Source organism: Kitasatospora sp. NPDC004240 (assembly GCF_053603215.1).
Window position 1 is genome coordinate 1 of record NZ_JBSGFD010000128.1, and the last position, 25,398, is coordinate 25,398.

Below are 25,398 nucleotides of genomic sequence, written 5' to 3' on the forward strand. Positions count from 1 at the left end.
TGTTCTGTTCCCCGCGGGCCTGCGCCTCTCTCCCTCCGCGGCCCGGCCCGTGAGGGGCCCGGCCCGTGCACCGGGCACCGCCTGCCCGCCGCACCGCAGGCGCCCAGGTGCCATGCACCCGCCACCCGTATGAGCCGTCGGCACCCGCCGCCGACCCAGCAGAGAGGTGCCCCATGGCCGACCGACCCCCTCAGGACCCCGAACCAGCACCGCCGGTGGTCCGGCTGCGCCGCGAACTCACCGTCCAGCCCCTGCGCCTCGCCGCCGCCCTGCTTCTCGCCGTCGTGGCCACCGCCGCCGCCCTCGCCCTGCCCCTGCTGGTCCAGAAGATCGTCGGCGACTTCTCCGCCCACCGCTCCCTTGCCCCCGGCCTGCTGATGATGGCCGCGGCCGCCGTCGGCGGGGCAGTGGCGCACGCGTTCTCGGGCTTCCACCTGGCGCACGTCGGCGAGGGGATGACCTGCCGCCTGCGGATCACCGTCATGGCGCACGCGCTGCGGCTCCCGCTGCCCGTGGTCCGGGCCAGCGGCACCGGCGAACTCGCCGCCCGGGTCACCTCCGACGCGCAGCTGCTCGGGCAGGTGGTGGAGGTGGCGATGCAGCTGCCGCTGGCCGCCCTCAGCGTCGCCGCGACCCTTGCCGTGATGGTGTGGATCGACTGGGTCCTCACCGCCGTCACCGTGGCCGCCCTCGCCCTGCTGACCGTCCTGGTCATCCTGATCATGCGCCGGATGCGCTCCAACGTCACCAGGCAGCAGGACGCAGTGGGCCGGATCGCCCAGCGCTTCACCGCCAACCTGGACGCCCTCACCACCATCAAGGCCCACCGGGCGGAGCCGGTCGCCGACCGCGTCCTCGCCGGGGACGCCGAACAGCTGCGCGCCGTCTCGCTGGCCGGCGCCCGCCTCGGCGCACTGGTGCCCGCGGTGCTGATGCTCGGCAACCAGTTCGCGATGATCGCGGTCATCCTCACCGGCGGCGCCCGCCTCGCCGCGGGCGACCTCGGCGTGGCGGCGTTCGCCGCGTTCCTGCTCTACCTGCTGCAGACCGTCCCGTCCGTGAACACCCTGGCCACCGGCTTCGGACGCCTCCAGGCCGGACTGGCCGCCCGCGACCGCTGCAACGACCTGCTCGCCATGCCGCTGGAGACCGACCACGACGACGCCCACCGCACCGCCCCCACCCCGCCGCCGGACGCCCCCGCCGTCGTCTTCCGCGACGTCTCCTACACCCACGCCGGAGCCGACGAGGCCGCCCTGCGCTCCGTCTCCTTCAGCATCCCGCGCACCGGCCTGACCGCCGTCGTGGGACCGTCGGGTGCCGGGAAGAGCACCGCCCTCGCGCTCGTCAGCCGGTTCGTCCGGCCCTCCGCCGGGTCGGTCAGCGTCCTCGGTCACGACGTCCGGGCCTGGCCACTGGACGCGCTGCGCGCCCGGATGGCCTACGTGGACCAGGCGTTCACCCTGGTCGAGGCGAGCGCCCGCGAGAACCTCCAACTCGGCCGCCCCGGCACGGCCGGCGACACGGAACTGGCCGGGGCACTGGCCGCGGTCGGCCTGACCGAGGACGTCGCCCGGCTCCCGCAAGGGCTCGACACCGTACTGGGCCGCGAATCCGACCTCTCCGGCGGCCAGCGCCAGCGGATGGCACTGGCCCGGGCCCTGCTCACCGACGCCGACATCGTCCTGCTCGACGAGCCCACCAGCCAGCTGGACGGCCTCAACGAGCTGCGCTTCCGCGAGATCGTCGAGCACCTGGCCCGCCACCGGGCCGTGGTCGTGGTCGCCCACCGGCTCACCACCGTCCAGCACGCCGACCACGTGATCATGATGAACCGCGGCACCGTCGTCGACGCCGCCGACCACCCCACCCTCCTCACCCGCTGCCTCCCCTACCGCGAACTGGTCGCCAGCCAGACCGGCACCGCCCTCCTGGGCGGCCGCTGACACCGCGTCGGAGCCGAAGCGCACGGTGCGCCGCAAGAGCGCGAGCGCCGTACGGACGTCGCCCAGGACGGCCCCGCGCCCCCGGACCCGCCCGGCCGGGGTCTCGGTGACCACGTCCTCGGTGAAGGACGGCCGCGCCCACGCCTCGTCGAACACCCGGCCGTTGAGCGGGCACGGATGACGATCGAACAGGTCGGTGATCTCGGCACGGTCGCCCAGGGCCGTCGGCGCCCCTCGGAAAGCGATTCCCCGGCCGGCCGGTGTGCTGATATCCCTTCCGCATGACCTTCTACGAAGACCTCAGCCGGTACCGGTACGTCGACGGCCAGGAGACGCTGTCCGTGCCCGGCGGCGGCTTCGTCACCTACCAGCCCGCCGAGCCGCGCCTCAACGTCGGCTGGCTGGACGACACATGTGAACCCGGCCCGGTCGACGAGGAGTTCGCGGCCGCGCTGCGCCTGGTGGTCACCGGCCAGCGGTTCAACGTCATGCGCGGTATGCACGGCTGCGGGCTCTGCGATCCCGACCTCGTGAGGGACTGGGAGGGCGCGCGGAGGCGCGAGGTCTACGGCCACCACGAGATCCGCGTTCCGGGTGACGGGGTCGTGTACGCCGCCCCCAGCCTGATCGGGCACTACGTCACCGAGCACGGGTACCGGCCGCCGCAGCCCTTCGTCGACGCGGTGCTCGCCTTCACGGCCGCCGGCGGCCATCTCGGCGAGCCCGCCTGGATCCCGCACGACGCGACCCGCTCGTAGCGCCGGGCGCCCCGGGGCCTTGGGCGCCCCCGGCGGGGGACGCGTTCCCGCGGCCGGAAGAATCGCAGGCCGAAGTCCTGGTCACAGCGCACCGGCGGGCCTACGATTCCCGGCACGGCAGCCCCGTCCCCACAGCCGGGTGCCGCCTCGCAGAACAGCCGCGTCCCCCGGCGCGGCTGTCCTCCCCATGGCCGGGGCCCCGCGAACGCCCCCCTCGTCCCCGGGACCCCGGCCCCTGCGCCACACCCCGCCTGCCCGGCGCCCGCGACGAAGCTCAGTCCTGCCAGTAGAACAGCAGCGTGTCCACGGTCAGCGGCCGGCGGGCGCCGAAGTGGTACACGGCGAGGCCCTCGACCGTGACGGCACCGTCGGCGGCGTCGATCCAGCGGAACCCGGCCGCCTCCAGCGCCGCCCGGGCCGGATGGCCGTCGTCCCAGGCGGTCGCGAACCGGCCGAGGGTGCTGACACGCACCTCCTCCTCGCCGAGCTCGTACACGTGGTACGTGCCGTCGCCCTGCTGGTGGTGCTCCCCGGCCGGGACCGGCGGCGCCGGATCGAGCCCGGCCGCGACGAGGGCGGCCGTGGCCCGGTCGAGCTGCGCCGCCACGTCGACCGGGGCGGGCGGTGCGGCGCAGATCGCCTCGATCCGCCAGCGCGGATCGCTCGCACGCTCGCACCACAGCCCGTACTCGTGGACGATCGCCGCCCGCACCTCCCCGTCCAGACCCTCGACCTCGACCCGGGGAGCGCCCAGGACGCGGTCCAGCGCCCGGGTCTCCTCGGCGTCCTCGGTCAGCCGGTACAGCGCGAACGCGGCCCACAGCGCCGCCTCGGTGCCCGGCGCCCCGGCGATGTACGCGCGCAGCCGGTCGACGTCGGTGAGCAGCTGCTGCGCGCCGTACGCGACCGTACGATCCGGGTCGGCGAGCGCGTCGGTGACGTCCTCGCCCGCGCGCTCGCGCAGCCGGGCCCGGACCAGCCGGTGCGCGGGCCGGGTGTCGTCCAGCCCGGCCAGGACGGCCGCCGTCCCGTGGCGCCGGGCCAGGGCCCGCAGGCCCGTCCCGCCGGCGTCCTGCCGGTGCTGCCACGGGTCGGCGGCGAGTACCGCCAGCCCGTCGGTCGCGGTCAGGTCGCCGAGACGGCCGCGTGCCAGCAGGAACGCCTCGCCCAGGCCGTAGGCGTGATCGAGCGCCCGGTCCGGGTGACGCAGCCACGGCAGCAACTCGGCCCGGTCGGCGAGCAGTTCGAGCAGGGCGATGCGCACCTCGGCGGTGTCCCCGCTGTCCCGCACCCGTTCCAGCAGCGCGGGCACCCGCCGCGGCGGCACGTTCCCGCCGAGCGCCCTCACGCACGCGTGCCGCCGCCACCAGGGGTGCGAGGGGTCGGCGGCGTACCGGGCCAGCCGGTCGGGATCCACCCCGGCCAGGCCGTCCAGGTCGACCCGGCCGGCCTGGGGGACGAGGGATTCGATCAGACGCATCCCCGCATGCTAGGACGGCTCCGACGCGGCCCGCGATGCATGGGTCCGCCGGACGGCCGGCCGGCCCGGCCGGTCGGGGGACCGCCGTCGGCCCGCCCGCCCGTCCGCCCGGTGCGGCGACCGTCCGGTCCGTCGTGCCCCGCGTTCGCGCGCCGGAGGGCCGACAGGTGGGAAGGTGGGGCGTCACGGGCGGCACGGTCACCCCGCGCGCGCCGGCCGGTACTCCACCGGCCGGGGCGGGCGGGGCGGGCGGGCCGCCGGAAACGACCCTTGAGGAGAAGGCACCACCTTGGCAACCGACTACGACGCCCCACGGGACACCGGTGACGGCGGCAGCGACGACAGCATCGAGGAACTGAAGAGCCAGCGCGACGACAAGAAGGGCTCCGCGGTCGACGTCGACCTGGAGGCCGTCGAAGGCCTGGAGCTCCCGGGCGCCGACCTGTCCGGCGAGGAACTCACCGTCCGGGTCGTGCCGTTGCAGGACGACGAGTTCACCTGCATGACCTGCTTCCTGGTCCACCACCGCGCCCAGCTCGCCGGTGAGGACAGGAACGGGCAACCGATCTGCCGCGACTGCGCGTCCTGACGGTCGCACGGGCCGGACACCGCGCCGGGGCCACCCGAACCCGGTTCGGGTGGCCCCGGCGGCCCGTCGACCGGGCCCGCAGGCTAGTCGTCGTCGTAGTCGTACCCGTCGTCGTTGCCGTCGGAGCCGTACCCGGCGTCGTCGTAGTCGCCGGGGTGCTGGTCGACGCCGTAGTCGACCCCGTGGTCCGGCACCGGTTCGCCGTGGCCGGGCTCGATGACGGCGGCCTCGTTGTCGGGGTGCGCGGTGGCGTCGAAGTAGCCGGCCTGCCCGGCACCACCCTGCTCGGCGGGGCCGCCCTGCTCGGCGGACGCGCCGTCAGGGCCCGAGGAGGCCGGGCCGTTGCCGTCGGTCGCCTCGATCTCGGGCAGCCGGTCGCCGTAGGTGAGGGTGGTGCGGCGGACGAGCCGGTCCACCGCCACCCGGCTGCGGCGCAGCCGGCCGAGCGCACGGACCGCCTCGGTCAGCCGTGCGGCCTCCGTGCGGTGGCCCTCGGCGGCGAAGAGGCCGGCGGCGGCCCGCCAGGCCTTGCGGCCCTCGCCCACCCGGCCCGCGGCGAGTTCGGCCAGGCCGAGGTTCTCCAGGGCCTGGGCGCGGCCGTAGTGGTCGTCGATCCTCTGGAAGAGGTCGTGGGCGAGCCGGTAGTGGACGGCGGCCTGCTCCGGGTGCCCGTCGCGGTGGGCCACGGTGCCGAGGTTGACCACGGACTGCGCCGTTCCCCGTACGTCGTCGAGCGCCCGACGGACCTTCAGCGCCTCGGCGTGGCAGGCGGCGGCCCTGGCGTGGGCGCCGCCGTTGAGGTGGAGGTTGCCGAGGTTGGTGAGGACGACGGCGAACGCGGCGCGGTCCCCGCCCTCCCGGAACATCCCCGCCACCTGCTCGTAGCGGCGCACGGTCTCGTCCGCGGGCCCCCCGGCGCCCTCGGTGTCCTGCAGCACGCGCAGGACCTGACCGAGTACCACACGGACCCCGTCGGTGTCGTCGGCCGCCGCGTAGGCGGCCTGCGAGCGGCGGTAGTGGCGGAGGGCGTCGTCGAAACGCCGCCGCTGGGCGTGGGCGCGGCCGAGGTGGCGCAGCAGGGCGCCCTCGCTCGCGTGGTCACCGGCGCGGCGGGCGCATTCGGAGGCGAGTTCGTGGGTGACGGTCCAGTCGTCCCACAGTTTGCGCCGGTCGAGGTAGACGGTGAGGTGGAGGGCGAGGGCGGCGGCCTCGGCGGCGAAGCCCGAGGCCGCCGCGAGGCGCACCGCGCCGACGAGGGCGGGGCGTTCGGCGTCGAGCCAGGCCAGGGCGTGGCGGAGGTCGGGGAAGAGGTCGCCGGCGCCGGACGCGGAGCCGCCTCCCAGCCGGGCGTCGGCCTGGGCGGCGGCGCGCACGTAGTGGCCCAGCAGCCGCCGGACGGCCTGGCGCCGGACCTGGTCGGTGTCCTCGTCCCGGGTGCGTTCGCGGGCGTAGCGGCGCAGCAGGTCGTGGTACCGGTAGCGGCCGTGCCGGGGGCCCGCCTCGGCGAGCAGGTGGGCGGCGGCCAGGGCTTCCAGGGCGGTGTCGGCGTCGGCCTGCGGCAGTGCGGTGAGGGCGGCGGCCTCCACGGCGTGCAGGTGGGGGCCGGGGTGGAGCGAGGCGAGGCGGAACAGGCGGGCCTGGGCGGGTGGCAGGCGGGTGTAGGAGAGGTCGAACGCGGCGCGCACCGCCGTGCCGGCGCCGGCGCCCGGTACGGCGAGGTCGAGCGGGCCGGAGCTCCCGCCGAGCCGCTCCAGCAGGGTGCGGGGCGGCAGGCGCGGGTCGAGGACGAGTTCGGCGGCCGCGAGGTCGAGGGCCAGCGGGAGGTGGTCGCAGGCGCGGGCGAGGGCCCTGAGGTCGTCGGGTTCGTCGGCGCGGGGGTCGCCCGGCCGGGCCCGGGTCAGGGCCAGCCGCAGGAAGGCCAGGGCCTCGGCCTCGTCGAGCGCGGTGACCTCGTGCTGGCGGGCGCCGGTCAGCGCGGCTCCGGCGAGGCGCTGCCGGCCCACGATCAGGGCGCAGTTGCGCGGGTGCGGCGGCAGCAGGGCCTCGACCTGCCCGTAGTGGGCCGCGTTGTCCAGGACGAGCAGCACGGGGTGCCCTTGCCGGGCCAACTCCCGTATGCGGCCGCGGTAGTGGACCGTACGCTCCCACTCGCCGTCGGGCATGTCCCGGAACGGGACGCCCAGGGCGTGCAGCAGGGCCGCGAGGGCACCGGAGGTGTCGGTCCGCGGACGCGACCCCTGCGGGGCGTCCCCGGCCGGTTCGGACTGCTCGTGACTGCGCAGGTCGAGGTAGAGCTGGTGGCTGTACCAGCGGCGGCCCTCGGCCTCGCGGCCGACCCGCAGGGCGAGCGCGGTCTTGCCGCAGCCGGGCGGGCCGGTGAGGGCCACGACCGTCCGGTGGTCGGCGGCCCAGTCGTCGACGGCTCTGCGCCACCGCAGGAAGGAGGAGCGGTACCGGTCCTGCGGTGCGGGTGGCGCCTTGCGCGGGCGGATGTCCTCCAGGAGGTCGTGCACCAGACGGGAGCGGCCGACGAAGAGTCCGGGGTCGGGCGGCAGTCCGGCCAGCGCGACGGGAGGGGTGAGCGGCAGGCCGACGCTCTCGATCCGCCCGGCCCGCGGCAGGAACGGGTGCTCCGCGGAGACGTAGGTGATGTGCAGGTCGCGGCCGGCCTGGTGGACCCGGGCGTGGCCGGAGGCGCTCGCATGCTGCTCGACGTGCCCGGGCGCGTCCTCGTCCGCCGTCACGGCTTCGGCGGAGCGGTGCGGCGGCCCGCGGCGGCTTGCGCGTCGGCGGTGGCTCCCGCGTCGGCGGCGGCGAACGCGCCCGCCACCGCCCGGCGACCCGTTCCCGGCCCGGGCGGCCGGCCGAACGACGCCGACCCGCCTGGCCGTTGACGTACCCCGAGTCCCTCGGCCGCCGTCGCGACGGTCACCACCCACCGAACCGGACGAGACACCCCGACCCCTCCCTCGGCCCGCCGCTCTGGACCCCCCGAACCGGCAGCGCGCGAACGCTACTCCGTGATCACGCAAAGTGTCCACGGTGACACGTCGCGGCAGGGTGAACGCGACCCCCACTCCGTCGGTGCCGGGGCGGGAGGGGCCGACCGGGGATCCTCCCGGCGGCTGCCGGGCCCGCGACAGGCGAACGGGCCCGGCCCGGCGGGGCGTTCGGTCCGCGTACCGCATCTCCGGGTAACACGGCGAGGGCCCGTCCAGCAGGTGGTCGCCGTGGCCGCGCGGCCACCGGTCGGGTCGGCCCCCCGGGGGTTCAGCCGACGGCGATTTTGCTGACGGCAGACCGGGGTGGACTGACCGACTCCGCATCATGCACAGTGCCTGACATGCGACTTCTCATGCTCGGCGGGTCCGGCTTCGTCGGCCGTGCCATCGTCAACGAGGCCCTGTCCCGCGACTGGGACGTGACCCTCCTGCACCGCGGCAACCGCCGCCCGCCCGCCGGGGCCACCGTCCTGCGGGGTGACCGGACCGCCCCCGACGGCCTCGCCGCCCTCGGCGACGGCGCGTGGGACCTGGTGGTGGACACCTGGTCCGCGCGGCCCTCGGCCGTCCGCGACGCGGCGGCGGCGCTCGCCGGGCGCGCCGGCCGGTACGTCTACATCTCCAGCGGCTCCGTCTACGCCGACCCGGTCGACCACGCCGCGGCCGAGAACGGCGTCCTGCTGGACGGCTCGCCCGACGACGGCGACGTCCCCTACCCGCAGGCCAAGCGCGGCGGCGAACTCGCCGTCACCGGCGCCTTCGGCGAGGACCGTTCGCTGCTGGTGCGCGCCGGGCTGATCCTCGGCCCCGGCGAGGACGTCGGCCGGCTGACCTGGTGGCTGGGCCGGATCGCCCGCGGCGGCCCCGTGCTCGCCCCCGGCCCCCGTGACCTGCCGCTCCAGTACGTCGACACCCGCGACCTCGCGACCTGGACCCTGGACGCCGCCGAGCGCGGCCTGTCCGGCCCGTACAACCTGGTCAGCCGGCCGGGCCACGCCACCATGGGCGAACTCCTGGAGGCCTGCGTCACCGCGACCGGATCCGACGCGCGGCTGCGCTGGACCGAGCCCGAGCGGATCGCCGCCGCCGGGATCGAGCCGTGGACGCAGCTGCCGATCTGGGCACCGCCGGGCGAACTCCACGAGTACCTGTACGGCTCCGACACCTCCAAGGCGTTCGCGCACGGGCTGCGCTGCCGGCCGGTCGCCGAGACCGTCGCCGACACCTGGGAATGGCTGAAGGCACTGGACGGCCGCTCCCCGCAGCGCCCCGACCGCCCGGTCCTCGGACTGGCCCCCGAGGCCGAGGCCGCCGCCCTGGAGGGCTGACGGCCCGTACGGCTGACGGCCTGTACGGCTGACGGCCCGGAGAGCTGACATCCCGCACGGCCGTCAGCCCGCACGGCTGACCGCCCATCGAGAGGTTTCCACCATGCCCACCCTCACCGCGCCCGACGGCACCGGGCTCGCCTACCGGATCCTCGGGGAGCACCCCGGCACCCCCGTGGTCTGCCTGCCCGGCGGGCCGATGCGGGACGGCGCCTACCTCGGCGACCTCGGGGGCCTGCCCGCGCACCGGCGGTTGATCGTGGCCGACCAGCGGGGCGCCGGACTGTCCGCGGCGCCGCGCGACCCGGCCTCCTACCGCTGCGACCGCCTGGTCGCCGACGTCGAGGCCCTGCGCGAGCACCTCGGCCTCGACCGCATGGACCTGCTCGCGCACTCCGCCGCCGCCAACCTCGCGGTGCGCTACGCCGAGCGGCATCCGCACCGCCTCGGCCGGCTCGTCCTCGTCACGCCCGGCACCGACGCCGTCGGCCTGGGCGTCACCGCCGAGGACCGGCGCGAGGTCGTCCGGCTGCGCGAGGAACAGCCCTGGTTCGCGGCGGCGTCGGCGGCCTTCGAGGCCGTCGCCGCCGGCACCGCCGAGCCACGGGACTGGGTGACCATCGCGCCGTTCCTCTACGGCCGCTGGGACGACGTGGCGCGGGCCCACCGGGCGGCCGAGGAGTCCCAGTGGAACGCGGCGGCGGCCGAGTTCTTCGGCGCCGAGGGCGCCTACGACCCGCCCGCCACCCGGGCCGCCCTCGGTACGCTCGACGTCCCCGTCCTGGTCCTCGCCGGCCGGTTCGACCTCGCCTCACCCCCGCACGTGGTGGCCGGCCTCGCCGGCCTGTTCCCGCACGCCGACCTCGTCCTCCAGCCGGACGCGGGCCACTATCCGTGGCTGGACGACGCCGACGCCTTCCTCGCCACCGTCACGGGCTTCCTGGACCGCGCCCCGCTGCCACCGGGCGGCGTGGGACGGGGTGTCGCGGGACCGGGACCGGGCTGACGGCCCGGGTGCCCGTCCACCCGGGCTGGGTGAACGGGCACCCGGGTGGGCGGGCCCGCGGGGCCGGCGGTCAGCCGGCGTAGACGTCCTCGACGTAGCGGCCGTCCTCGATCAGGCGCTGCAGCCAGGCCCGGGCCTGCCGGTCGTCGGCCCCCGGTGTGCGCTGCAGGTGGAGGTCGAGGAAGGCGGCCCGCACGCCCGGGGCCATCCGGGCGCCGTCGCCGCACACGTACACCTCGGCGCCGGCGGTGAGCAGGTCCCAGACCTCCGCGCCCTCCGCCGCGATGCGGTCCTGGACGAAGCGCCACCCGTCGGCCGGCCGTTCGCTGAAGGCGGGCCGCAGCGAGACGGCGCCCGCCCGCTCGGCCGCCTCCAGTTCCTGGCGGTGGAGGTAGTCGGCGTCCGCCGCGTCGCAGCCGAAGTAGAGCAGCGCCGGGGCGAGTTCGGCCCCCGTGGCGAGCAGCGCGCGACGGTCGGCGACCGCGCCGCGGAAGGGCGCCAGCCCGGTGCCGGCCGCGATCATGATCACGGGGGCGCGGTGGCCGATCCGGAACACCTCGCGGCAGGGCCGGACCCGGGCCAGCACGGTGTCCCCGACGGCGACCCGGTCGAGGTGGCCGGAGCCGGTGCCCCGGAAGGTGCCCCGGCCCGAGCGGGCGGGGGCGCTGAGCACCGAGACCATCAGGTCGACGTGGCGGTCGTCCTCGCCGCGGGGCGCGGAGGAGACCGAGTAGTACCGGGGCCGGATCGGCGGCAGCAGGCCGAGCAGCACCGGCCAGGTCAGGCCCTCCCGCAGGGCCGGGTGGTCCTCGATCAGGTCCAGCAGGGTGCGCGGGTCGTCGTCGGTCAGTGCCCGCAGGGCGGCCCGCTCGGGCGGACAGGGGTGGAGAGCGGCCAGTGCGGCGCGCTGGGCGGCGTCCGGTCGGTCCTGCAACTCGACGTGGTGGGTGAGCAGTTCGCGGACGGTCAGCGGCCGGTCGACGGCGAGGCCGGTGCGCCGGTGCGCCACGATGTTGAGCACCGTCGCCGGGTCGGCGCCGAACAGCTTCGCGGCGCGCTCGACCAGAGCCGGGTCGTTGGCCGGCAGCACGCCGAGGTGGTCGGCGGTGCGGTAGTCGTGGCCCCCGGGCAGGGCGAGCCGGACCAGGCGCTTGACCCGGGGGTGGCCGGGAGCGGTCAGCGGGCCGACCGCGGTGACGGTCATCGCGGTCATGTCGTGCCGGGCGGCCAGGGCGTCCAGCGGGCCGCCGGTCACCTCGCTCACCGTGTACGCGGCGGCCGGCCCGGGCTGTGCGGCGGGCGCGTCGGCGTCCCCGTACCGCTCCAGCAGGGCCTCGCGCAGCGCCCCGGTGAACTCCCGTACCGCGCCGGCCAGGTCGCCGGAGGCGTCGGCCTCGCCGCGGGGGAGCAGCCGGGTGGCGCCGAGGGCGGCGAGCCGGTCGTCGATCAGGGTGGGGACGCGCTGGTAGGTCGCGGCGTACGTCCGGTCGCCGATGCCGAGCACCGCGTACGTCACCCCGTCCGCCGTCCCCTCGGGGGCCTGACGGAGCCGGTGGACGAAGGCGGCGGCGTCGTCCGTCGGCTGCCCGTTGTAGGAGGCGGCGGTGATCACCACGGGCCGGTGGGCGGGCAGCCCGTCCGCGTAGGCGTCCAGCGGGGCGACGATGGTGTCGCAGCCGAGTTCGGCGGCGGCCTCGGCGAGTCGGCGGGTGAACTCGCGGGCGGCGCCGTAGTTGGAGCCGTGCAGGAACAGCACCCCGGTGCCCTGCCTGACCCGCCCGGCCTGCTCGGTCTGCCCCGACTGCCCGGCCTGATCGGTCGGCCCCGACTGCCCGGCCTGATCGGCCCGCCCCGCCTGATCGGTGTCACGGGCGTCGCGGCCGGCGGGCGCCGGCGGTGCGGGGGTGCGCGGGGCGAGGGCCAGGGTGAAGTCGTCGGGCTTGATGGTGAGCGTCTGCTTGATGGTCAGCCGGTAGTCGGCGTGGTCGATCAGCCGGTAGCGGTGGACCAGCATGCCGAGCAGCATGGTCGCCTCGTGCAGCGCGAACTGCCGCCCGATGCAGGCGCGTTCGCCGGTGCCGAAGGGCTTGAAGGCGTGCGGCGAGCGGGCCGCCTCCGCCTCGGCGTCGAACCGGGACGGGTCGAACAGTCCCGGGTTGTCGCCCCAGGCCGGGTCGCGGTGCAGCGCCGGGACCACCACCTGCACGGTCTGCCCGGCGCGCAGCGGGATCCGGCCGCCCAGCAGGGTGTCCTCGTGGGCCTCCCGGCTGAACAGCGGCGCCGTCGGCCACAGCCGCAGCGCCTCGCTGAGTACCTGCCGGGTGCGGCGCAGCCGTCCGACGTCCTCGTAGGAGGGCCGCGGGTCGGCCTGGTCGCCCCAGAGCCCGTCCACCTCCCGCTGGACCTCCCGCAGCACGGACGGGTTCTTGACCAGGTGGTACAGCGCGAAGGACAGCGCGCCCGAGGTGGTCTCGTGGCCGGCGATCAGGAAGGTGATGACCTGGTTGCGAATGTTCTCGGCGTCCAGCCGGGAGCCGTCGCCGGGGTGCACCGCGTCGAGCATGAGGCCGAGCAGGTCCTCGGCGGGGCCGCGCTCCCCGCCGCCGGCGCGGGCGGCGATCACCTTGTCCACCACGGCGGCCAGGTAGTCGGCGTCCCGCCGGAACTCCGCGTCGCGTGCGCTGTGGTCGAGCGCCGGGTCGCGGGTGATCCTCATCATCGCCCAGCCCAGGCAGCGCACCATCGCCTCCACAAAGGGGTGCGGCTCGTCCCCCTCGAAGGACCCGAAGTCGAAGCCGAACCCGGCCAGCCCGATGGTGTCGAGCGTCATCCGGGTCATGTCGCCGGGGACGTCCACCGTCAGCCCGGCGGCGGCCCGGGCGTCCCAGGCCTCGATCAGCCGGCGGGCGACCCTCACCATCACCGGGTGGTAGGTGCGCATCGAGCCGAGCGCGAAGGCGGGCATCAGGATGTCGTGCGCCCTGGCCCAGTTCGGTTCGTCGTTGTACGCGGTGAACAGGCCGTCCCCGGTGAACTCGCGGACGTTCAGCAGCCCGGGGCCGATCGACTTGGCGAACCGCTCGTCGTCGGCCAGCTCCTCGGCCAGCTCCAGGCTGCCGACCATCAGGGTGTCGCGTCCGTGCAGCCGCTGGACGAAGGCCGGGCCGTGCTCCCGGAGCAGGTCCATGGTCCGCAGCACCGGGACGGCGACGGGCGGCGCCGAGGAGAGGTCCACCACGGGGACGCCGCCCCACTCCCGCTCAACGCCCCCGGGCGGGGCCCCGGCCGCCGCCGCGCCGGCCGCCGCCGGCGTGGCGATCGCCGTCTCGCTCATGGTCTCGGTCATGGGTAACTCGCTTCCCGTACGCAACATCTGTCGACCCTTCAACTCGGGCCGGTCACCGGGAATGCCCACCCCCGATCACCACCTCACCGTTGTAGTGCCTGCGATGTCCGGATCCATGCCGGTACGAACCGTCATGTTTGGCCGCCCCCACCCCCGCACCCCGACCACACCCCCGCAGGGACGCCTCCGGCCCGCGCGGCCGTGCCGAGTGGCAGGGCGGTGGCGGAGCGGCTGACCCGGGGCGGTGGTCCGTCCGTGCGGGCGGCGGCCCGCGACCTGCTGACGGCGATCGACGACCACCGCCGCGTGACCTGCCGCCCGGTCTGACACCGGCCGGGCGTTCTACCGGTCCCGACGGCGGCGCGGCCCGCCGGGCCCGGGCCGGGGGGTCAGTGCGGGACCTGCTGGTCGCCGAGGGTGCGCAGGCCGCGGGTGAGGGCGGTGCGCTGGGATTCGGTGAGCCCCGCGGTCAGTTCGGCGTCCGCGGCCTCGGCGGCCTCCGCGCAGAGGGCGAGCAGGCGCCGGCCCTCGGCGGTCAGGCCGAGGACCTGGCGGCGGCGGTCCTCCGGGTCGCGGACGCGTTCGAGCGCGCCGAGCTCCTGCAACTGGTCGGCGAGCGCCACGATCAGGCTGGGGGCGACGCCGAGGCGGGTCGCCAACTCCTGCTGGGAGGCGGCCGATCCGGCGTCGAGCGCGGCCAGCAGGCCGGCGTGCTTGGGCTTGAGCCCGAGTGCCTCGACCCGGGCGGCGAAGCGGTCGGACGCCAGCGCGCCGAGGGTGCCCAGGTTGAAGACGATCGTGGCGCGCAGCGCCGCCGCTCCCTTGGTGCCGCTTCCCGTGGCAGCGCCGCCCTCGGCGCCGCCGTCCTTGGTGCCGCTTCCCTTGACATCGCTCATGGCGCGAATGATACCGTCCTCATATCGTTCAAAGCTAGAATGATTTTGGGGGAGAAGGGATGAACGTTCTGCTGGCGGCCAACGCACTGGCCGCACTGGTGAGCGCGGCATCGAGCGTGGCGGGGGTGCTGCGCCCGGGCCTGGGGCTGCCCGCGGGCGAGCCGGTCACGGTCGGGGCGCACGTGTACGTCCGGGCGTACGCGGCCCGGGCGGTGCCCCTGGGAGTGGCGACGGCGCTGGCGGTGACGGTGGGTGACGCGTCGGCGGCCTGGCCGATGCTGCTGGTGTCGGGCCTGGCGCAGGTGGGGGACTCCGCGATCGGCTTCCGGCTGCGCAACCTCGGCATGGCCTTCGGGGCCGGCGCGTTCGCGGTGCTGCACCTGGCCTCCGCCTGGTGGGTGGCCCGGTGAACGGGGTGACGGCGGTCGACGTGCTGGCGTTCGGCGCGGAGCTGGCCGTCTACGCGGCGGCCGGCTGCTGGGCGTGGCGCAGGCCCGGCCGGCGCGCCGTACGGCTGGCCGCCGTGGTGGCGGCGGTGGCCGTACTCGCCGTGCTGTGGGGGCGGTTCGCCGCGCCGACGGCGGACCACCCCCTGCACGGGGCGGCCCGGGTGGCGTTCGAGCTCTGCTGGTTCGGCGCGGGCGCGGCGGCCGCGTTCCGTACGGCCACCACGGGCTCGCGGACGCGCTGAGGACGCGTGCGGCGGGCAGGGGGTGGGCGCCGGGGCGCGTGCGGCGGGCAGGGGGTGGGCGCCCGGGGCGCGTCCGGACCGTGTCCACCTCGGGTCCCGGCGTCGGCCGTACGGTCACGCACCGACCCGCCGGCCGTAGGCCCGCTGCGCCGGAGCGGCCCGGGCGGGGCCTCGGGGTCCTCGGCCGCCGTCCACGCCGTCCGAAAGATAGGTTAGGCTAACCTGACGTAACATCGTGTCACCTGCACGTCAAGGAAGGGCCTCCCCGCGCCATGCTTCGTGAACAAATGGTCGATCGTCAGGCGAAGCGCGAGTCCGCCGCACGCACCTACGCCCGCAACCTCCCCGTGGCACCCGCGAAAGCCGCCGGCGCCGTCATCACCGGCGTCGACGGCCGCACCTACCTCGACTGCCTCGCCGGCGCGGGCACCCTCGCCCTCGGCCACAACCACCCCGAGGTCGTGGCGGCCCTCCAGGACACCCTCGCCTCCGGCGCCCTGCTCCACTCCCTCGACATGATCACGCCCCAGAAGGACACTTTCACCACCGAGCTGATCCAGCGCCTGCCGGGCGACCTGCGCGACAACGCCCGCCTGCACTTCTGCAGCCCGGCGGGGACCGACGCCATCGAGGCCGCGCTCAAGCTCGCCCGCAACGCCACCGGCCGCCACGGCGTCGTCGCCTTCACCGGCGCCTACCACGGCATGACCCTCGGCGCCTCCTCCGTCTCCGGCCCCGAGAGCATGCGCGCCGGCGGCCCCGCCGACACCCAGCCCGTGACCCGCCTGCCCTACCCCTACGGCTACCGCTGCCCGTTCGGCGTCGGCGCCGACCAGGCTGGCGAGCTCTCCGCCCGCCTCCTGGAGAGCCTGATCACCGACCCCAGCAGCGGCGTCGCCACCCCTGCCGCGGTGATCCTGGAGGTCGTCCAGGGCGAAGGCGGCGTCGTCGAGGGCCCCGACGGCTGGCTGCGCGAGATCCGCCGGATCACCGCCGCCCACGGGATCGTCCTGATCATCGACGAGGTGCAGACCGGCGTCGGCCGCACCGGGAACTTCTGGGCCTGCGAACGCGCCGGCGTCACCCCCGACATCCTCGTCACCTCCAAGGCCGTCGGCGGCGGCCTGCCGCTCGCCCTCATCGCCTACCGCCCCGAACTGGACACCTGGCAGCCCGGCGCCCACACCGGCACCTTCCGCGGCAACACCCTCGCCATGGTCGCCGGCGAGATCACCCTGCGCACCATCGCCGAACAGCAGCTCACCGAGCACGCCGAGAAGCTGGGCGAACGGCTGCGCCAGGGACTGCGCGAACTCGCAGCCGACCATCCGCAGTTCGGCGACATCCGCGGCCGCGGCCTGATGATCGGCGTCGAACTCGTCGACCCGGCCGGCACCCCCGACCGCCTCGGCTCGCTGCCCGCCGACCCGCACCTCGCCCGCGCCCTGCGCACCGCCTGCCTGGACCAGGGACTCATCCTGGAACTCGGCGGCCGCGACGACACCGTGCTGCGCCTGCTCCCGCCGCTCATCCTCACCGACGCCCAGGCCGACACCATCATCGAACGCATCGACGCGGCCCTGCGCACCGTCAAGGCGGCCTGACCGCACCGCCGCTGCGCAGTCACCGCACTGCCGTCCCCTGCCGTCGCGCCGGGAGCCGGCCGGGAACGGAAACCCGGCCGGCCCTCCGGCGCGACGGCACCCCTGTGCGGGGCTCAGGTGCCCGGGTGGACGGTGTACCCGGGCAAGGGGCCGTAGGCGGTGCAGAAGCCGCAGCCGCAGCTGGTCAGGGAGTTGGCCTGGCAGTGGGCGGTGGGCCAGTACCGGGACTCGCAGGGCCCGGGGTCGACAGGTGTGTCGTCGGCCAGGGTTCGCCGGCACCAGTCGCACCGCAGCGCAGCCGGTACGCCGGCCCGGCGCAGCTGCCGCGCCGCGTCGGAGGCGACGTCGAACGGGACCTCCGAACGGACGGTGACGGGCGCGCCGTCCAGCAACTGCCTGCTGCGCCACAGACTCAGCCCGGTGACCGCCCGGACCGCCTTGAGAGCGGTCGCGTCGTGCGGGCCGACGCCGGTCAGCACGATGGTGAAACCCGGATCCTCCACGGAAGTCCTCCCTCGTCGGTCGGCGTCGTGCCCGCCCGCTTCCGGTCAACCGCCCCGACGGGCTTTCGTGCCAAGGGTTTTGGCGCCCGTCCTGCGGCGCCGCCGGGCGGGGCGGTGCCGTTCGGCTTCAGGAAGTAAAGCATCCCGAGGTGTGTCCATGACAACACCTCAGAGGTCTGGACCTCGCACATGCCGTTGGCATACGTTCCTCTCGCGACCGTGTGTAGAAGTCCTGAACTCGGCTTCATGGGTGGCCACTTGTCCTGCCCTGCCGCCTTCCCGGTCGCCCGTCCGCACCGAACCGGAGGGAACCATGCGAGTCACGAGCAAGATCAGGATTCTGACCGGAGCCCCGCTCGCCGCCGCCGCGCTCATCGCGCTGGGCGCGGGAACCGCCAGCGCCGCGATACCCCTCAACTCGCCGATGGCCGGCAAGGCGACGTACTACAACGACGCCGGATTCGGCGCCTGCGGTACGCAGATCAACGCCGGCAGCCAGCTGCTCGTCGCCGTCTCGCACACCTGGTGGACCACCGCGAACCCCAACAACGACCCCCTCTGCAGGGGGATCTCGGTCAAGGTGACCTACCGCGGCAAGACCGTGACCGTGCCGGTCAGGGACAAGTGCCCGTCCTGCGACCGCACGCACATCGACCTCAGCCAGCCCGCCTTCGCCCGCTTCGCCCCGCTGGGCCAGGGCGTGATCAACGGCCTCACCTGGCAGTTCGTCAGGACCGGCTTCGCCGGTGAGAGCGTCCCGCTCTCCGAGCCCATCACCGGCTCCACCCTCGGCTGACCCACGACCCGAACACACGCGAGGCCCGGCTTCCCCAAGCCGGGCCTCGCGCGCGTGCCGTCGGCGCCGCTCGTTCCGGCGGCGGGGCAGCCGGGCGGCGCCGGCACGGCCGACACCATGGACGACGCCACCCGCCGGACGACCGGGTCCGATGATCCGCGGCGGGCGCCGCACCCACGGATCCCGGACCGGCCCGTTCTCGGGGCAACGGTCGGGCGGCGGGTTGGGCTCCGGGGGAGTGAGGAGGTGTTCATGGGAGTTCACAAGAGCGAGCGGGACGAGGAGTTCCGCGCGTTCGTCGATGGTGCGTGGTCACGGTTGCTGAGGACGGCGTTCCTGCTGGCAGGGGACCGGCACACGGCGGAGGACCTGGCACAGCAGTGCCTGGAACGGGCGTACGTGGCCTGGGGGAGGGTGCGCGCCGCGGACGATCCGCACGCGTACGTGCGCCGGATCCTGGTCAACGAGCACGCCCGGCGCTTTCGCCGCCGGCCGCCCGAGCAACTGGTCACCGCGGTCCCCGACCGGGCCGGGCCGGCGGACGGCTACGCCCGGCTCGACGAGCGCGCGGCGTTGCTCGCCGCGTTGGGCACACTGCCGCCGCGCCAGCGGCAGGCGGTGGTGCTGCGGTACTGGGAGGACCTCAGTGAGACGCAGGTGGCGGCCGCGATGGGCTGTTCGGTCGGCACGGTGAAGAGCCAGGCCGCCAAGGGCCTGGCCAAGCTCCGGGCCGTCACCTCACTGAGCGGGATGACGAGCGTGGGAGGGGAGAGGGAATGAACGCGGTGGACGAGCAGGGCATGACCGGGGAGGAGCGGGCCGCCGTCCGCGCGCTGGGCGTGCTGGCGAGCGAGGAGCGGTTCGGCCCGGCGCCGTACGAGCGGCTGCTGACCGGTGGCCGGCGCAGGCTGCGACGGCGCCGGCTGGCGGTGGGCGCGGCGGTGGCCGCGGTGGTGACGGTGACGGCCGGGACGGTCGCGGTGGTGGGCCCGGGCCGGGACGGCGGCGGGGCCCGGGTCGCGGCGGCCACCGCCCCGGCGGCGACCCCCTCCGTCACGGAGTCGGCGGGTGCCACGGCCTCGGCGCAGCCCGCGCGGGATCCGCTGCGGCCGGTCAAGGTGCTGGTCGCCCGGGGCGAGTCCGGTGGCACCGCGTGGCAGGCCTGGGCCGAACTGTGGCCCCGCCCGGACGGCCCCCAGCAGGCGCTCGCCCAGGAGGCGGCCATCGGGACGGGCCCCGGGCCGCTCGCCACCCTGCCCCCGCAGGAGCGCTACGAGCGGCTGTACCCGCCGGGTCTGGAGCTGGTGCGGGTCTACCTCACGGTCGACGGCCAGGGCGTGACGGGCGGTTCGGGACACCGGGTCCCCGTGCCCGGCGGGCCCCCGCCCGCTCCGACCGGACAGGAGAGCCTGTCCGGCAGCCTGGAGGGCGCGAAGGGCGGCGCGGGCGCGCCCCGGGTGCTGATGGCGCCGGTCGGGCCGGACGTCGTACGGGCGGTCGCCACCTGGGCCGACGGCACCACCACCGAGGCGCCGGCCGTCGTCCTCGGCGACTCGCCGATGCGTTGGATCGGCGTCCCGGCGAAGCCCGGCACGACCGCGACCTCGGTCAAGCTGTACGGGGCCGACGGCACCGTCCTGCTCACCGACACCCGCTGGCTGCGCTGACGGACCGGTGCTGACGGACCGGCCGACGGCGGCCCCGCGGCCTCCCCCGGGAGCGGGCGCCCGCCGTACCGCCCGGCCGGCAAGGGCCGTGTTCGGCGGCGGCCCGCTGACCGTCCGCCAGGAGGTCCGTCACCCGGCGGTGGTGGACCTCCTGCGCACGCCCGCCCGGACGGAGGCCGCTACGCAGCCGTGGGCGGGAATGCGGTGGCGAGGGCGTGGACGAGGGTGTCGACCAGCGGGTCCGGGCGGTCCGCGGGCCGGGCGGTGACGATCCGGCTCGGCGGGTGACCGTCGACCGGGACGTAGGCGATGCCGGCCCGCGCGTGCCGCACCGCGGCCCCGGCCGGCAGCAGGCCGACCGCGTTCTCCCACAGCACGCTGTGCAGGCACTCCTCGACCGACGCCACCACCGGGCCGGGGGCGTCGTCCCCGTCGGCGAGCCAGTAGGCGCGCCACCGGGCGTCCGTCCCGGGCGGCAGCCGGAACCGCGGCCGGCCGGCCAGTTCCGTGACGTGCAGCCGGTCGCGGTACGCGAGCGGGTCGTCGGCGGGCACGGCCACGACGACCGGCTCCACCGCGAGCGGGCGTACGGTCAGACCGGCGGTGTCGAACGGCAGCCGGGTGAGTGCCACGTCCACCCGCCGCTCCCGCAGGCCGGCACTCGGGTCGGTGATCGGCGCCTCCCGCAGCCGTACCCGCAGCTGCGGGCGGTCGCGGCGCAGGGCGGCCAGGGCCGCCGGGCCGGCGTCCAGGCCCGCGCCGGCGACGATGCCGACGACGAGTACCCGGTCGGCCCCGGCGCCGCGTACCCGCTCCCGGGCGCGTTCGGCCCGCTCCAGGAGGTCGCGCGCCTCCGCCAGCAGCACCTCGCCGGCCGGGGTGAGCCGGGCGCCGGTCGGGATCCGGTCGAACAGCCGGCAGCCGAGATCCGCCTCCAGGTCCCGGATGCGGCGGCTGAGCGGGGGCTGGGCGAGGTGCAGCCGGGCCGCCGCGCGGCCGAAGTGGCCCTCCTCGGCCACGGCGACGAAACAGCGCAACGCCCGCAGGTCCATGACCGGCCACGATACCCAGAACGGCACCGGCCCATCGAAACCGGTCCTGGACCGGTCCCGGGCGGGTGCGCTGGGGTGGTGGCGGGGCGCCGGACAGCAGAGTCCGCCCCCGCCGAACGAGGAGACCACCCGTGTACCAGCACCCCGACGACCTGCACCGCGCCCGCTCGGTGGGCCGCGCCGCCCCGGCGGAGTTCGCCGCCTGGCTCGCCTTCCAGGAGGCGGTCGACCGGGAGGACGGCGCGGTGCCGCGGCGCTACCGGGAGCTGATCTCGGTGGCCGTCGCCCTGGTCACCCAGTGCTCGTACTGCCTGGACGTGCACACCGCGGCCGCCCGGCGGCACGGCGTCAGCGCCGAGGAGCTCGCCGAGACCGCCTTCGTGACGGCCGCCGTCCGGGCGGGCGGCACGCTCGCCCACGCCCTGCTCGCCGACCGCCTCTACGAGCAGCACGGCCACACCGGCCACGCCGGCGGGCCGGACGCCCACACCCACGGCTGACGTTCCCGGCGGGCGCCCGGGCGGGTGCCCGGGGCGGGCGCGGCTCAGACCCCGGTGCCGTCCCCGTCCCCGGAGTCGTACCCGGTTCCGTTCCCGGAGTCGTCCGGGCCGGGTGACCGGGCGGGATCGGCTGCGGTGGGATCGGCCGCGGCGGCGGGCTCGGAGGTGCCGGGCCCGCCGGCCCTCTGGCAGGTGCCGCAGGTGTGCCAGCGCGGCCGGTCGTGGGCGGACCGGTGCGGGGCGAGGGTCATGTCGGAGGTGTCCAGGCCGCAGAGGGTGCGGGGACCGCAGGCCCCCGTGGATTCGGCGGGGGCGGTGTGCGCGCGGCGCACCGGGTCCTCGGGGTTGGCCGGCCTGTAGTCGGGTTGGAGGACCCGAACGTTGGACGGCGTATCCAGCTCCAGCACGACGACGATGTCCATCTCCCCAACATGGCCGCAGACCCGTTCCGCCGCACCCGCACGTGGCATCCGGACCAGCCGGACGTGCGAGGCACCCGCTCCGCCCGCGCCCGTACGCCGCCCCGCGCCCAGCCGCGCCGGGCGCACCGCCGCCGCCCGCCGACCCGCGCCGGGCGCACTGCCGCGTACCGCACCCGCCCGTCACACCCGATCAGGACCCGCCCGCCGACGGGCCGGTGACACCGTGCGAGGATACGGAGCAAGGTGTTTCGGCAACGGGGGGAGCCGGCATGGGAGCCGACGGAACGCACGATCTCGACCGGGCGCTGGTCCTGGGCCCCGGCGGGCGTCTGGGCACCGCGTGGACGGCCGGACTGGCCGCGGGCCTGCGCCGCGCCGGGGTGGACCTGGGCGAGGCGGACCTGATCGTGGGCACCTCCGCCGGCGCGATCGTCGGCGCCGTCCTCGCCACCGGGCAGGACCCCGCCCGCCTCGAAGCCCTCCCGGCCCGGCCGGCCGCCGAGGGGGACACCCCGCCGCGCCGCCCCGATCCCGCCGTGACGGGCGCGGTGTTCGCCGTCCTCGGCGAGCCCGGCGTGGACCCGGCGCAGGCGCGCCGCAGGGTCGGCCGCATCGCCCTGGACACGGTCGACGCGGCGGCGGAGGACCGGGCGGTCGCCCAGCGCGCCGCGCTGGTCGCCGCCGACGCCTGGCCGCAGCGCCGCCTGCTGATCCCGGCCGTCGACGCCGGGAGCGGCGAGCCGGTCGTGTGGGACGCCGCCTCGGGCGTCCCGCTGGTGCGTGCGGTCGCCGCCTCCAGCGCGTTCCCCGGCTTCGACCCGCCCGTCGCCGTCGGCGGCCGCCACTACCTGGACGGCGCTCTGCGGGCCGGTACCAACACCGACCTTGCGGCCGGCGCCCGTACGGTGGTCGTGGTCGACCCGCTCGCCCACCGCCACCCCCGTCCCGCGGACGGCTCCGCCCACGTCCTGACCCCCGGGCCGGCGGTCGTGCGCCTTCTGGACGCGGACCCGGGCGACCACGGGTCGTGGGGCGAGGCCTACCGGGAGGGCCTGGAGCAGGGCGCCGCCGCGGCCGAGGGGCTGCGCCCGATCTGGCGGCCCGTCACCGACCGCCCCTGACCGGAGTCCCAACCGGCGTTCCGGGCCGCCGCCCCCGACCGGACGGGGGCGGGCACTACGCCCGGAAGGTGGCGCGGTAGTCCGCGGGGGAGGTGCCCACGTGGCGGTGGAAGGCCGCGCGGAAGGCGGCGGGGCTGCCTAGGCCGCTGAGGCGCGCGACCTGTTCGACGGGGGTCGTGGTCGTCTCCAGGAGTTCGCGGGCCCAGTCGATGCGGGCGGCGGTCAGCCAGGCCATCGGCGAGGTGTCCGTCTCCTGCTGGAAGCGCCGGATGAACGTCCGGCGGGACATGTGCGCGCGCCCGGCCAGCTCGTCCACGCTCTGCCGGTGGGCGAGGTTGCCGAGCATCCAGGCGCGGACCTCCGCGAGGCCCTCGCCGCGGGTGTCCGGCCGGAAGCGGTCGATGAACTGCGCCTGGCCGCCGGAACGTTGGGGCGGGGCGACGAGCCCGCGGGCGCGGGCGTTGGCGGCCGCGGCGCCGTGGTCCCCGCGGATGATGTGCAGGCACAGGTCGACGCCCGCGGTCACCCCCGCGGAGGTGAGGATGTCGCCGTCGTCGACGTAGAGCCGGTTCGGCCGTACGTCGATCCGCGGGTACCGGCGCTGCAGCGCGGCCGCGTCCTGCCAGTGGGTCGTCGCGGGGCGCCCGTCCAGCAGGCCCGCGGCCGCCAGCGCGAAGGCCCCGGTGCAGATCGACACCAGGCGCGCCCCGCGCGCGTGCGCCGCTCGCAGCGCCGACAGTGCCGCGGCGGGCACGGGGGCCTCGGGGTCCTGGTAGCCGGGGACGATGACGGTGTCGGCGTCCCGCAGCGCCTCCAGGCCGGCGGACGTGGCGACGGTGAACCCGCCGCTGAGGACCGGCCCGGCGGAGGGATCGGTGCAGACGGTGACCCGGTAGTGCGGGCCCCATCCGAAGGTCTGCACCGGAATGCCCAGGTCGAGCGGCAGAACCCCGGGCAGCGCCAGCACCGCGATCCGGTGCCCGTCAACGGTCGACATGGCACGATTCTAGCGATGGTCGGCCCGCGTGCCACTGTCGGGGGCGGGGCGCCGGTTCGTAGCCTGCGGTCATGGACTTCTCACTCGACCTGCCCACCGGCCCGCTGGCCGACGCCGTCCTCTCCCTCGCGTGCACCACCGAGAGCGTGCCGATCGCCAACCACAGCATCCGCAGCTTCCTCTTCGCCGAGATCCTCGCCGCCCGCGAGGGGTGTCTGGAGGACGCCGCCTACGACCGTGACCTGCTGTTCGCCGCGACCGTCCTGCACGATCTGGGCGCGGGCAGCCTCGCGAAGGGCGAGGCCCGCTTCGAGGTGGAGGGCGCGGACCTGGCGGCCGACCTGCTGCGGCGCCACGGCGTTCCCGAGGCGGACGTCGACCGCGTGTGGGAGGCGATCGCCCTGCACACCTCGCCCGGCATCGCCGAGCGCCGCGGTCTGCTGTGCCACCTCACCCGTGAGGGCGTGGGCGCCGACTTCGGCCGCCACGCGGAGACCGTCGCCCCCTGGGAGAAGCGGATCCACGCCGCCCACCCCCGTCTGGCCATGGTCCGCTCGCTCGTCGACGCGATCGTGGAACGCGCCGCCCGCTCGGACGCCGCCGCACCCCGCTACTCGCTCGGCGGCGAACTCCTCCGCGAACGCCGGGCCGACGGCGTGACCGCCCTGGAACTCGCCACGACCACCGCCCCCTGGGGGGAGTGAGCCACCCGGGGGGCGGGCCCGGGCCGTACGTGCGAGCGCCCGGACCGGGCAGAGGCGTGGTCAGACCGTCCGTGGGCCTCGGGACGTCGGGCCCGGGGCCGGCCGCGGCGTCGGGTGGCAGTCGGCGGCCGGGAGCGGGCGCCGCTCGCCCGGAGGCGGGGCGGCGCAGTCCCACGGGTCGGCGGGCACCCGGTGGCGGACCGCCGGGCGGCCGGCGTTCGGCGCGGGCCGCGCCGTCGGCATCCGGTCGGCGAACGGGGCCTTCCCGGAGGGCCGTTGCGCGTCCGGCGGCGGCCCGGTGGGCACCGCGACGAGGCGGACGGGCGGCGCCGTCGGCCCGGGGGCGACGGTCTCCCGGTGAGGGGCGCCGGCGAGGAGGGTGCTCGGCGGGAGGCCGAGCAGGAGGGCGGTGAGGCAGGCGACGGAGCAGACGACCGTCGAGGGCGAGCGGTGCACACGGATTCCTGGGTCGAGCGGCCGGAGGCGTTCGCCGTTCACGCTAGGAAGGCGGCCGGCGGGCGCGCGGCACGGTCGGCACCGAGGGATTCGGGGGCCGCCCGGTGCTTCGGCCCGTACACGAGGGCCGGCCCCCGCACCGGCCCGCCGCCCGGCCGACCGTGGTGTTTCGGCGCACCGCCGGGGGGCGGACCGAAGGAGTGGGGCGGGGCACCCGAAATGATTCGGCGATCGACCGTTTCCGCTGGTCAACGGCCCTGCGCTTCTGCTGTGATCACCGTCGCGGGCCCTGGGCCGGAGCGTGCGGACAGTACGCGGCCGGGGAGCCGCCCCCCGCCTGTGCCGGCCCGTGCCGACGCGCCGCGGATGTCGAACCGTCACCACCCCTGGAGGAAGCCCGTGACTCCTCCCCCTCATAAATGAGGGGGCTTCTCGCTAACCCTTCCGGGCGTTGCGACGGACCAGCCCGGCCCGTAGAACGTTGGTGGCTCCGACTGTGTCAGCGTTGGCCGTGTGGCCGCAGGCGACGCAGTG

The 25,398-nt window shown here is 76.2% G+C and carries 23 protein-coding genes; 14 read left to right on the forward strand and 9 right to left on the reverse strand.

Annotated elements, in window-relative coordinates:
• The first annotated feature begins 173 nt into the window (after window positions 1–173).
• Together ACWEQL_RS28605 and ACWEQL_RS28610 are read left to right on the forward strand one after the other, a co-directional pair.
• Window positions 174–1,946, forward strand: a complete 1,773-nt coding sequence (locus tag ACWEQL_RS28605; protein ID WP_452153217.1) for an ABC transporter ATP-binding protein — start codon at window positions 174–176, stop codon at window positions 1,944–1,946.
• Window positions 1,947–2,227: 281 nt separating this feature from the next.
• Window positions 2,228–2,704 (forward strand): DUF7919 family protein, encoded by a 477-nt coding sequence (locus tag ACWEQL_RS28610; RefSeq protein ID WP_452153218.1) that lies wholly within the window; start codon window positions 2,228–2,230, stop codon window positions 2,702–2,704.
• 274 nt (window positions 2,705–2,978) lie between these two features.
• Here ACWEQL_RS28610 and ACWEQL_RS28615 read toward each other — a convergent pair whose 3' ends face one another.
• Complete coding sequence (locus ACWEQL_RS28615; protein WP_452153219.1) at window positions 2,979–4,184, reverse strand: hypothetical protein; 1,206 nt, start codon at window positions 4,182–4,184, stop codon at window positions 2,979–2,981.
• Between the two features lie 289 nt (window positions 4,185–4,473).
• On the opposite strand from ACWEQL_RS28615, the gene ACWEQL_RS28620 reads away from it, so the two are divergent.
• On the forward strand, window positions 4,474–4,773 hold the full coding sequence (locus tag ACWEQL_RS28620; RefSeq protein ID WP_452153220.1) for a DUF4193 domain-containing protein: 300 nt from the start codon (window positions 4,474–4,476) through the stop codon (window positions 4,771–4,773).
• 83 nt (window positions 4,774–4,856) lie between these two features.
• Here ACWEQL_RS28620 and ACWEQL_RS28625 read toward each other — a convergent pair whose 3' ends face one another.
• Window positions 4,857–7,517: a tetratricopeptide repeat protein gene (locus ACWEQL_RS28625; protein WP_452153221.1), complete on the reverse strand. Its 2,661-nt coding sequence runs from the start codon at window positions 7,515–7,517 to the stop codon at window positions 4,857–4,859.
• Between the two features lie 599 nt (window positions 7,518–8,116).
• Between ACWEQL_RS28625 and ACWEQL_RS28630 the strand changes: the two genes are divergently transcribed.
• Window positions 8,117–9,103, forward strand: a complete 987-nt coding sequence (locus ACWEQL_RS28630; RefSeq protein WP_452153222.1) for an NAD-dependent epimerase/dehydratase family protein — start codon at window positions 8,117–8,119, stop codon at window positions 9,101–9,103.
• Window positions 9,104–9,206: 103 nt separating this feature from the next.
• Window positions 9,207–10,109: an alpha/beta fold hydrolase gene (locus ACWEQL_RS28635; RefSeq protein ID WP_452153223.1), complete on the forward strand. Its 903-nt coding sequence runs from the start codon at window positions 9,207–9,209 to the stop codon at window positions 10,107–10,109.
• Window positions 10,110–10,179: 70 nt separating this feature from the next.
• Here the strand turns inward: ACWEQL_RS28635 and ACWEQL_RS28640 are convergent, their stop codons facing one another.
• Complete coding sequence (locus ACWEQL_RS28640; protein ID WP_452153239.1) at window positions 10,180–13,296, reverse strand: cytochrome P450; 3,117 nt, start codon at window positions 13,294–13,296, stop codon at window positions 10,180–10,182.
• A 548-nt stretch (window positions 13,297–13,844) separates the two neighbouring features.
• Window positions 13,845–14,351 carry a MarR family winged helix-turn-helix transcriptional regulator gene (locus tag ACWEQL_RS28645; RefSeq protein WP_452153224.1) on the reverse strand — a complete coding sequence of 169 codons (507 nt, stop codon included), beginning with the start codon at window positions 14,349–14,351 and terminating at the stop codon, window positions 13,845–13,847.
• Window positions 14,352–14,410: 59 nt separating this feature from the next.
• Here ACWEQL_RS28645 and ACWEQL_RS28650 point away from each other — a divergent pair, with 59 nt between their 5' ends.
• The 3 genes from ACWEQL_RS28650 (at window position 14,411) to ACWEQL_RS28660 (ending at window position 16,646) form a co-directional block, all read left to right on the forward strand.
• The gene (locus ACWEQL_RS28650; protein WP_452153225.1) at window positions 14,411–14,761 is read left to right on the forward strand and encodes a hypothetical protein; all 351 of its coding nucleotides are present in this window, start codon (window positions 14,411–14,413) and stop codon (window positions 14,759–14,761) included.
• Window positions 14,758–15,042 (forward strand): DUF2568 domain-containing protein, encoded by a 285-nt coding sequence (locus tag ACWEQL_RS28655; protein WP_452153226.1) that lies wholly within the window; start codon window positions 14,758–14,760, stop codon window positions 15,040–15,042. The genes ACWEQL_RS28650 and ACWEQL_RS28655 overlap by 4 nt, the downstream gene beginning before the upstream one ends.
• Window positions 15,043–15,329: 287 nt before the next feature.
• Window positions 15,330–16,646: a diaminobutyrate--2-oxoglutarate transaminase family protein gene (locus ACWEQL_RS28660; RefSeq protein WP_452153227.1), complete on the forward strand. Its 1,317-nt coding sequence runs from the start codon at window positions 15,330–15,332 to the stop codon at window positions 16,644–16,646.
• Window positions 16,647–16,759: 113 nt separating this feature from the next.
• Here ACWEQL_RS28660 and ACWEQL_RS28665 read toward each other — a convergent pair whose 3' ends face one another.
• Window positions 16,760–17,149 carry a ribosomal protein L7/L12 gene (locus ACWEQL_RS28665; RefSeq protein WP_452153228.1) on the reverse strand — a complete coding sequence of 130 codons (390 nt, stop codon included), beginning with the start codon at window positions 17,147–17,149 and terminating at the stop codon, window positions 16,760–16,762.
• A 313-nt stretch (window positions 17,150–17,462) separates the two neighbouring features.
• Between ACWEQL_RS28665 and ACWEQL_RS28670 the strand changes: the two genes are divergently transcribed.
• The 3 genes from ACWEQL_RS28670 (at window position 17,463) to ACWEQL_RS28680 (ending at window position 19,612) form a co-directional block, all read left to right on the forward strand.
• Window positions 17,463–17,945 (forward strand): cysteine/serine endopeptidase inhibitor, encoded by a 483-nt coding sequence (locus ACWEQL_RS28670; RefSeq protein WP_452153229.1) that lies wholly within the window; start codon window positions 17,463–17,465, stop codon window positions 17,943–17,945.
• Window positions 17,946–18,197: 252 nt separating this feature from the next.
• Window positions 18,198–18,725, forward strand: a complete 528-nt coding sequence (locus tag ACWEQL_RS28675; protein ID WP_452153230.1) for a SigE family RNA polymerase sigma factor — start codon at window positions 18,198–18,200, stop codon at window positions 18,723–18,725.
• Window positions 18,722–19,612, forward strand: a complete 891-nt coding sequence (locus ACWEQL_RS28680; protein WP_452153231.1) for a hypothetical protein — start codon at window positions 18,722–18,724, stop codon at window positions 19,610–19,612. The genes ACWEQL_RS28675 and ACWEQL_RS28680 overlap by 4 nt, the downstream gene beginning before the upstream one ends.
• Window positions 19,613–19,791: 179 nt before the next feature.
• Here ACWEQL_RS28680 and ACWEQL_RS28685 read toward each other — a convergent pair whose 3' ends face one another.
• Complete coding sequence (locus ACWEQL_RS28685; protein ID WP_452153232.1) at window positions 19,792–20,664, reverse strand: LysR family transcriptional regulator; 873 nt, start codon at window positions 20,662–20,664, stop codon at window positions 19,792–19,794.
• A gap of 131 nt (window positions 20,665–20,795) precedes the next feature.
• Between ACWEQL_RS28685 and ACWEQL_RS28690 the strand changes: the two genes are divergently transcribed.
• Window positions 20,796–21,164, forward strand: a complete 369-nt coding sequence (locus tag ACWEQL_RS28690) for a carboxymuconolactone decarboxylase family protein (protein WP_452153233.1) — start codon at window positions 20,796–20,798, stop codon at window positions 21,162–21,164.
• A gap of 44 nt (window positions 21,165–21,208) precedes the next feature.
• Here ACWEQL_RS28690 and ACWEQL_RS28695 read toward each other — a convergent pair whose 3' ends face one another.
• Window positions 21,209–21,586: a hypothetical protein gene (locus tag ACWEQL_RS28695; RefSeq protein ID WP_452153234.1), complete on the reverse strand. Its 378-nt coding sequence runs from the start codon at window positions 21,584–21,586 to the stop codon at window positions 21,209–21,211.
• Between the two features lie 269 nt (window positions 21,587–21,855).
• On the opposite strand from ACWEQL_RS28695, the gene ACWEQL_RS28700 reads away from it, so the two are divergent.
• Window positions 21,856–22,707 (forward strand): patatin-like phospholipase family protein, encoded by an 852-nt coding sequence (locus ACWEQL_RS28700; protein WP_452153235.1) that lies wholly within the window; start codon window positions 21,856–21,858, stop codon window positions 22,705–22,707.
• A 55-nt stretch (window positions 22,708–22,762) separates the two neighbouring features.
• On the opposite strand, the gene ACWEQL_RS28705 is transcribed toward ACWEQL_RS28700, so the two are convergent.
• Window positions 22,763–23,704, reverse strand: a complete 942-nt coding sequence (locus tag ACWEQL_RS28705) for a GlxA family transcriptional regulator (protein WP_452153236.1) — start codon at window positions 23,702–23,704, stop codon at window positions 22,763–22,765.
• 71 nt (window positions 23,705–23,775) lie between these two features.
• Between ACWEQL_RS28705 and ACWEQL_RS28710 the strand changes: the two genes are divergently transcribed.
• Entirely contained in the window at window positions 23,776–24,408 is a 633-nt protein-coding gene (locus tag ACWEQL_RS28710) for an HD domain-containing protein (protein WP_452153237.1), read from the forward strand.
• Window positions 24,409–24,468: 60 nt separating this feature from the next.
• On the opposite strand, the gene ACWEQL_RS28715 is transcribed toward ACWEQL_RS28710, so the two are convergent.
• Window positions 24,469–24,864 carry a hypothetical protein gene (locus tag ACWEQL_RS28715; RefSeq protein ID WP_452153238.1) on the reverse strand — a complete coding sequence of 132 codons (396 nt, stop codon included), beginning with the start codon at window positions 24,862–24,864 and terminating at the stop codon, window positions 24,469–24,471.
• Window positions 24,865–25,398: the final 534 nt, after the last annotated feature.

Excerpts from the sequence above, each read along its gene's own strand:
- ACWEQL_RS28605 (WP_452153217.1), top strand. The coding sequence starts at position 174 with ATGGCCGACCGACCCCCTCAGGACCCCGAACCAGCACCGCCGGTGGTC.
- ACWEQL_RS28610 (WP_452153218.1), top strand. The coding sequence starts at position 2,228 with ATGACCTTCTACGAAGACCTCAGCCGGTACCGGTACGTCGACGGCCAG.
- ACWEQL_RS28615 (WP_452153219.1), bottom strand. The coding sequence starts at position 4,184 with ATGCGTCTGATCGAATCCCTCGTCCCCCAGGCCGGCCGGGTCGACCTG.
- ACWEQL_RS28630 (WP_452153222.1), top strand. The coding sequence starts at position 8,117 with ATGCGACTTCTCATGCTCGGCGGGTCCGGCTTCGTCGGCCGTGCCATC.
- ACWEQL_RS28635 (WP_452153223.1), top strand. The coding sequence starts at position 9,207 with ATGCCCACCCTCACCGCGCCCGACGGCACCGGGCTCGCCTACCGGATC.
- ACWEQL_RS28640 (WP_452153239.1), bottom strand. The coding sequence starts at position 13,296 with ATGGACCTGCTCCGGGAGCACGGCCCGGCCTTCGTCCAGCGGCTGCAC.
- ACWEQL_RS28645 (WP_452153224.1), bottom strand. The coding sequence starts at position 14,351 with ATGAGCGATGTCAAGGGAAGCGGCACCAAGGACGGCGGCGCCGAGGGC.
- ACWEQL_RS28650 (WP_452153225.1), top strand. The coding sequence starts at position 14,411 with ATGAACGTTCTGCTGGCGGCCAACGCACTGGCCGCACTGGTGAGCGCG.
- ACWEQL_RS28660 (WP_452153227.1), top strand. The coding sequence starts at position 15,330 with ATGGTCGATCGTCAGGCGAAGCGCGAGTCCGCCGCACGCACCTACGCC.
- ACWEQL_RS28670 (WP_452153229.1), top strand. The coding sequence starts at position 17,463 with ATGCGAGTCACGAGCAAGATCAGGATTCTGACCGGAGCCCCGCTCGCC.
- ACWEQL_RS28675 (WP_452153230.1), top strand. The coding sequence starts at position 18,198 with ATGGGAGTTCACAAGAGCGAGCGGGACGAGGAGTTCCGCGCGTTCGTC.
- ACWEQL_RS28680 (WP_452153231.1), top strand. The coding sequence starts at position 18,722 with ATGAACGCGGTGGACGAGCAGGGCATGACCGGGGAGGAGCGGGCCGCC.
- ACWEQL_RS28685 (WP_452153232.1), bottom strand. The coding sequence starts at position 20,664 with ATGGACCTGCGGGCGTTGCGCTGTTTCGTCGCCGTGGCCGAGGAGGGC.
- ACWEQL_RS28695 (WP_452153234.1), bottom strand. The coding sequence starts at position 21,586 with ATGGACATCGTCGTCGTGCTGGAGCTGGATACGCCGTCCAACGTTCGG.
- ACWEQL_RS28700 (WP_452153235.1), top strand. The coding sequence starts at position 21,856 with ATGGGAGCCGACGGAACGCACGATCTCGACCGGGCGCTGGTCCTGGGC.
- ACWEQL_RS28705 (WP_452153236.1), bottom strand. The coding sequence starts at position 23,704 with ATGTCGACCGTTGACGGGCACCGGATCGCGGTGCTGGCGCTGCCCGGG.
- ACWEQL_RS28710 (WP_452153237.1), top strand. The coding sequence starts at position 23,776 with ATGGACTTCTCACTCGACCTGCCCACCGGCCCGCTGGCCGACGCCGTC.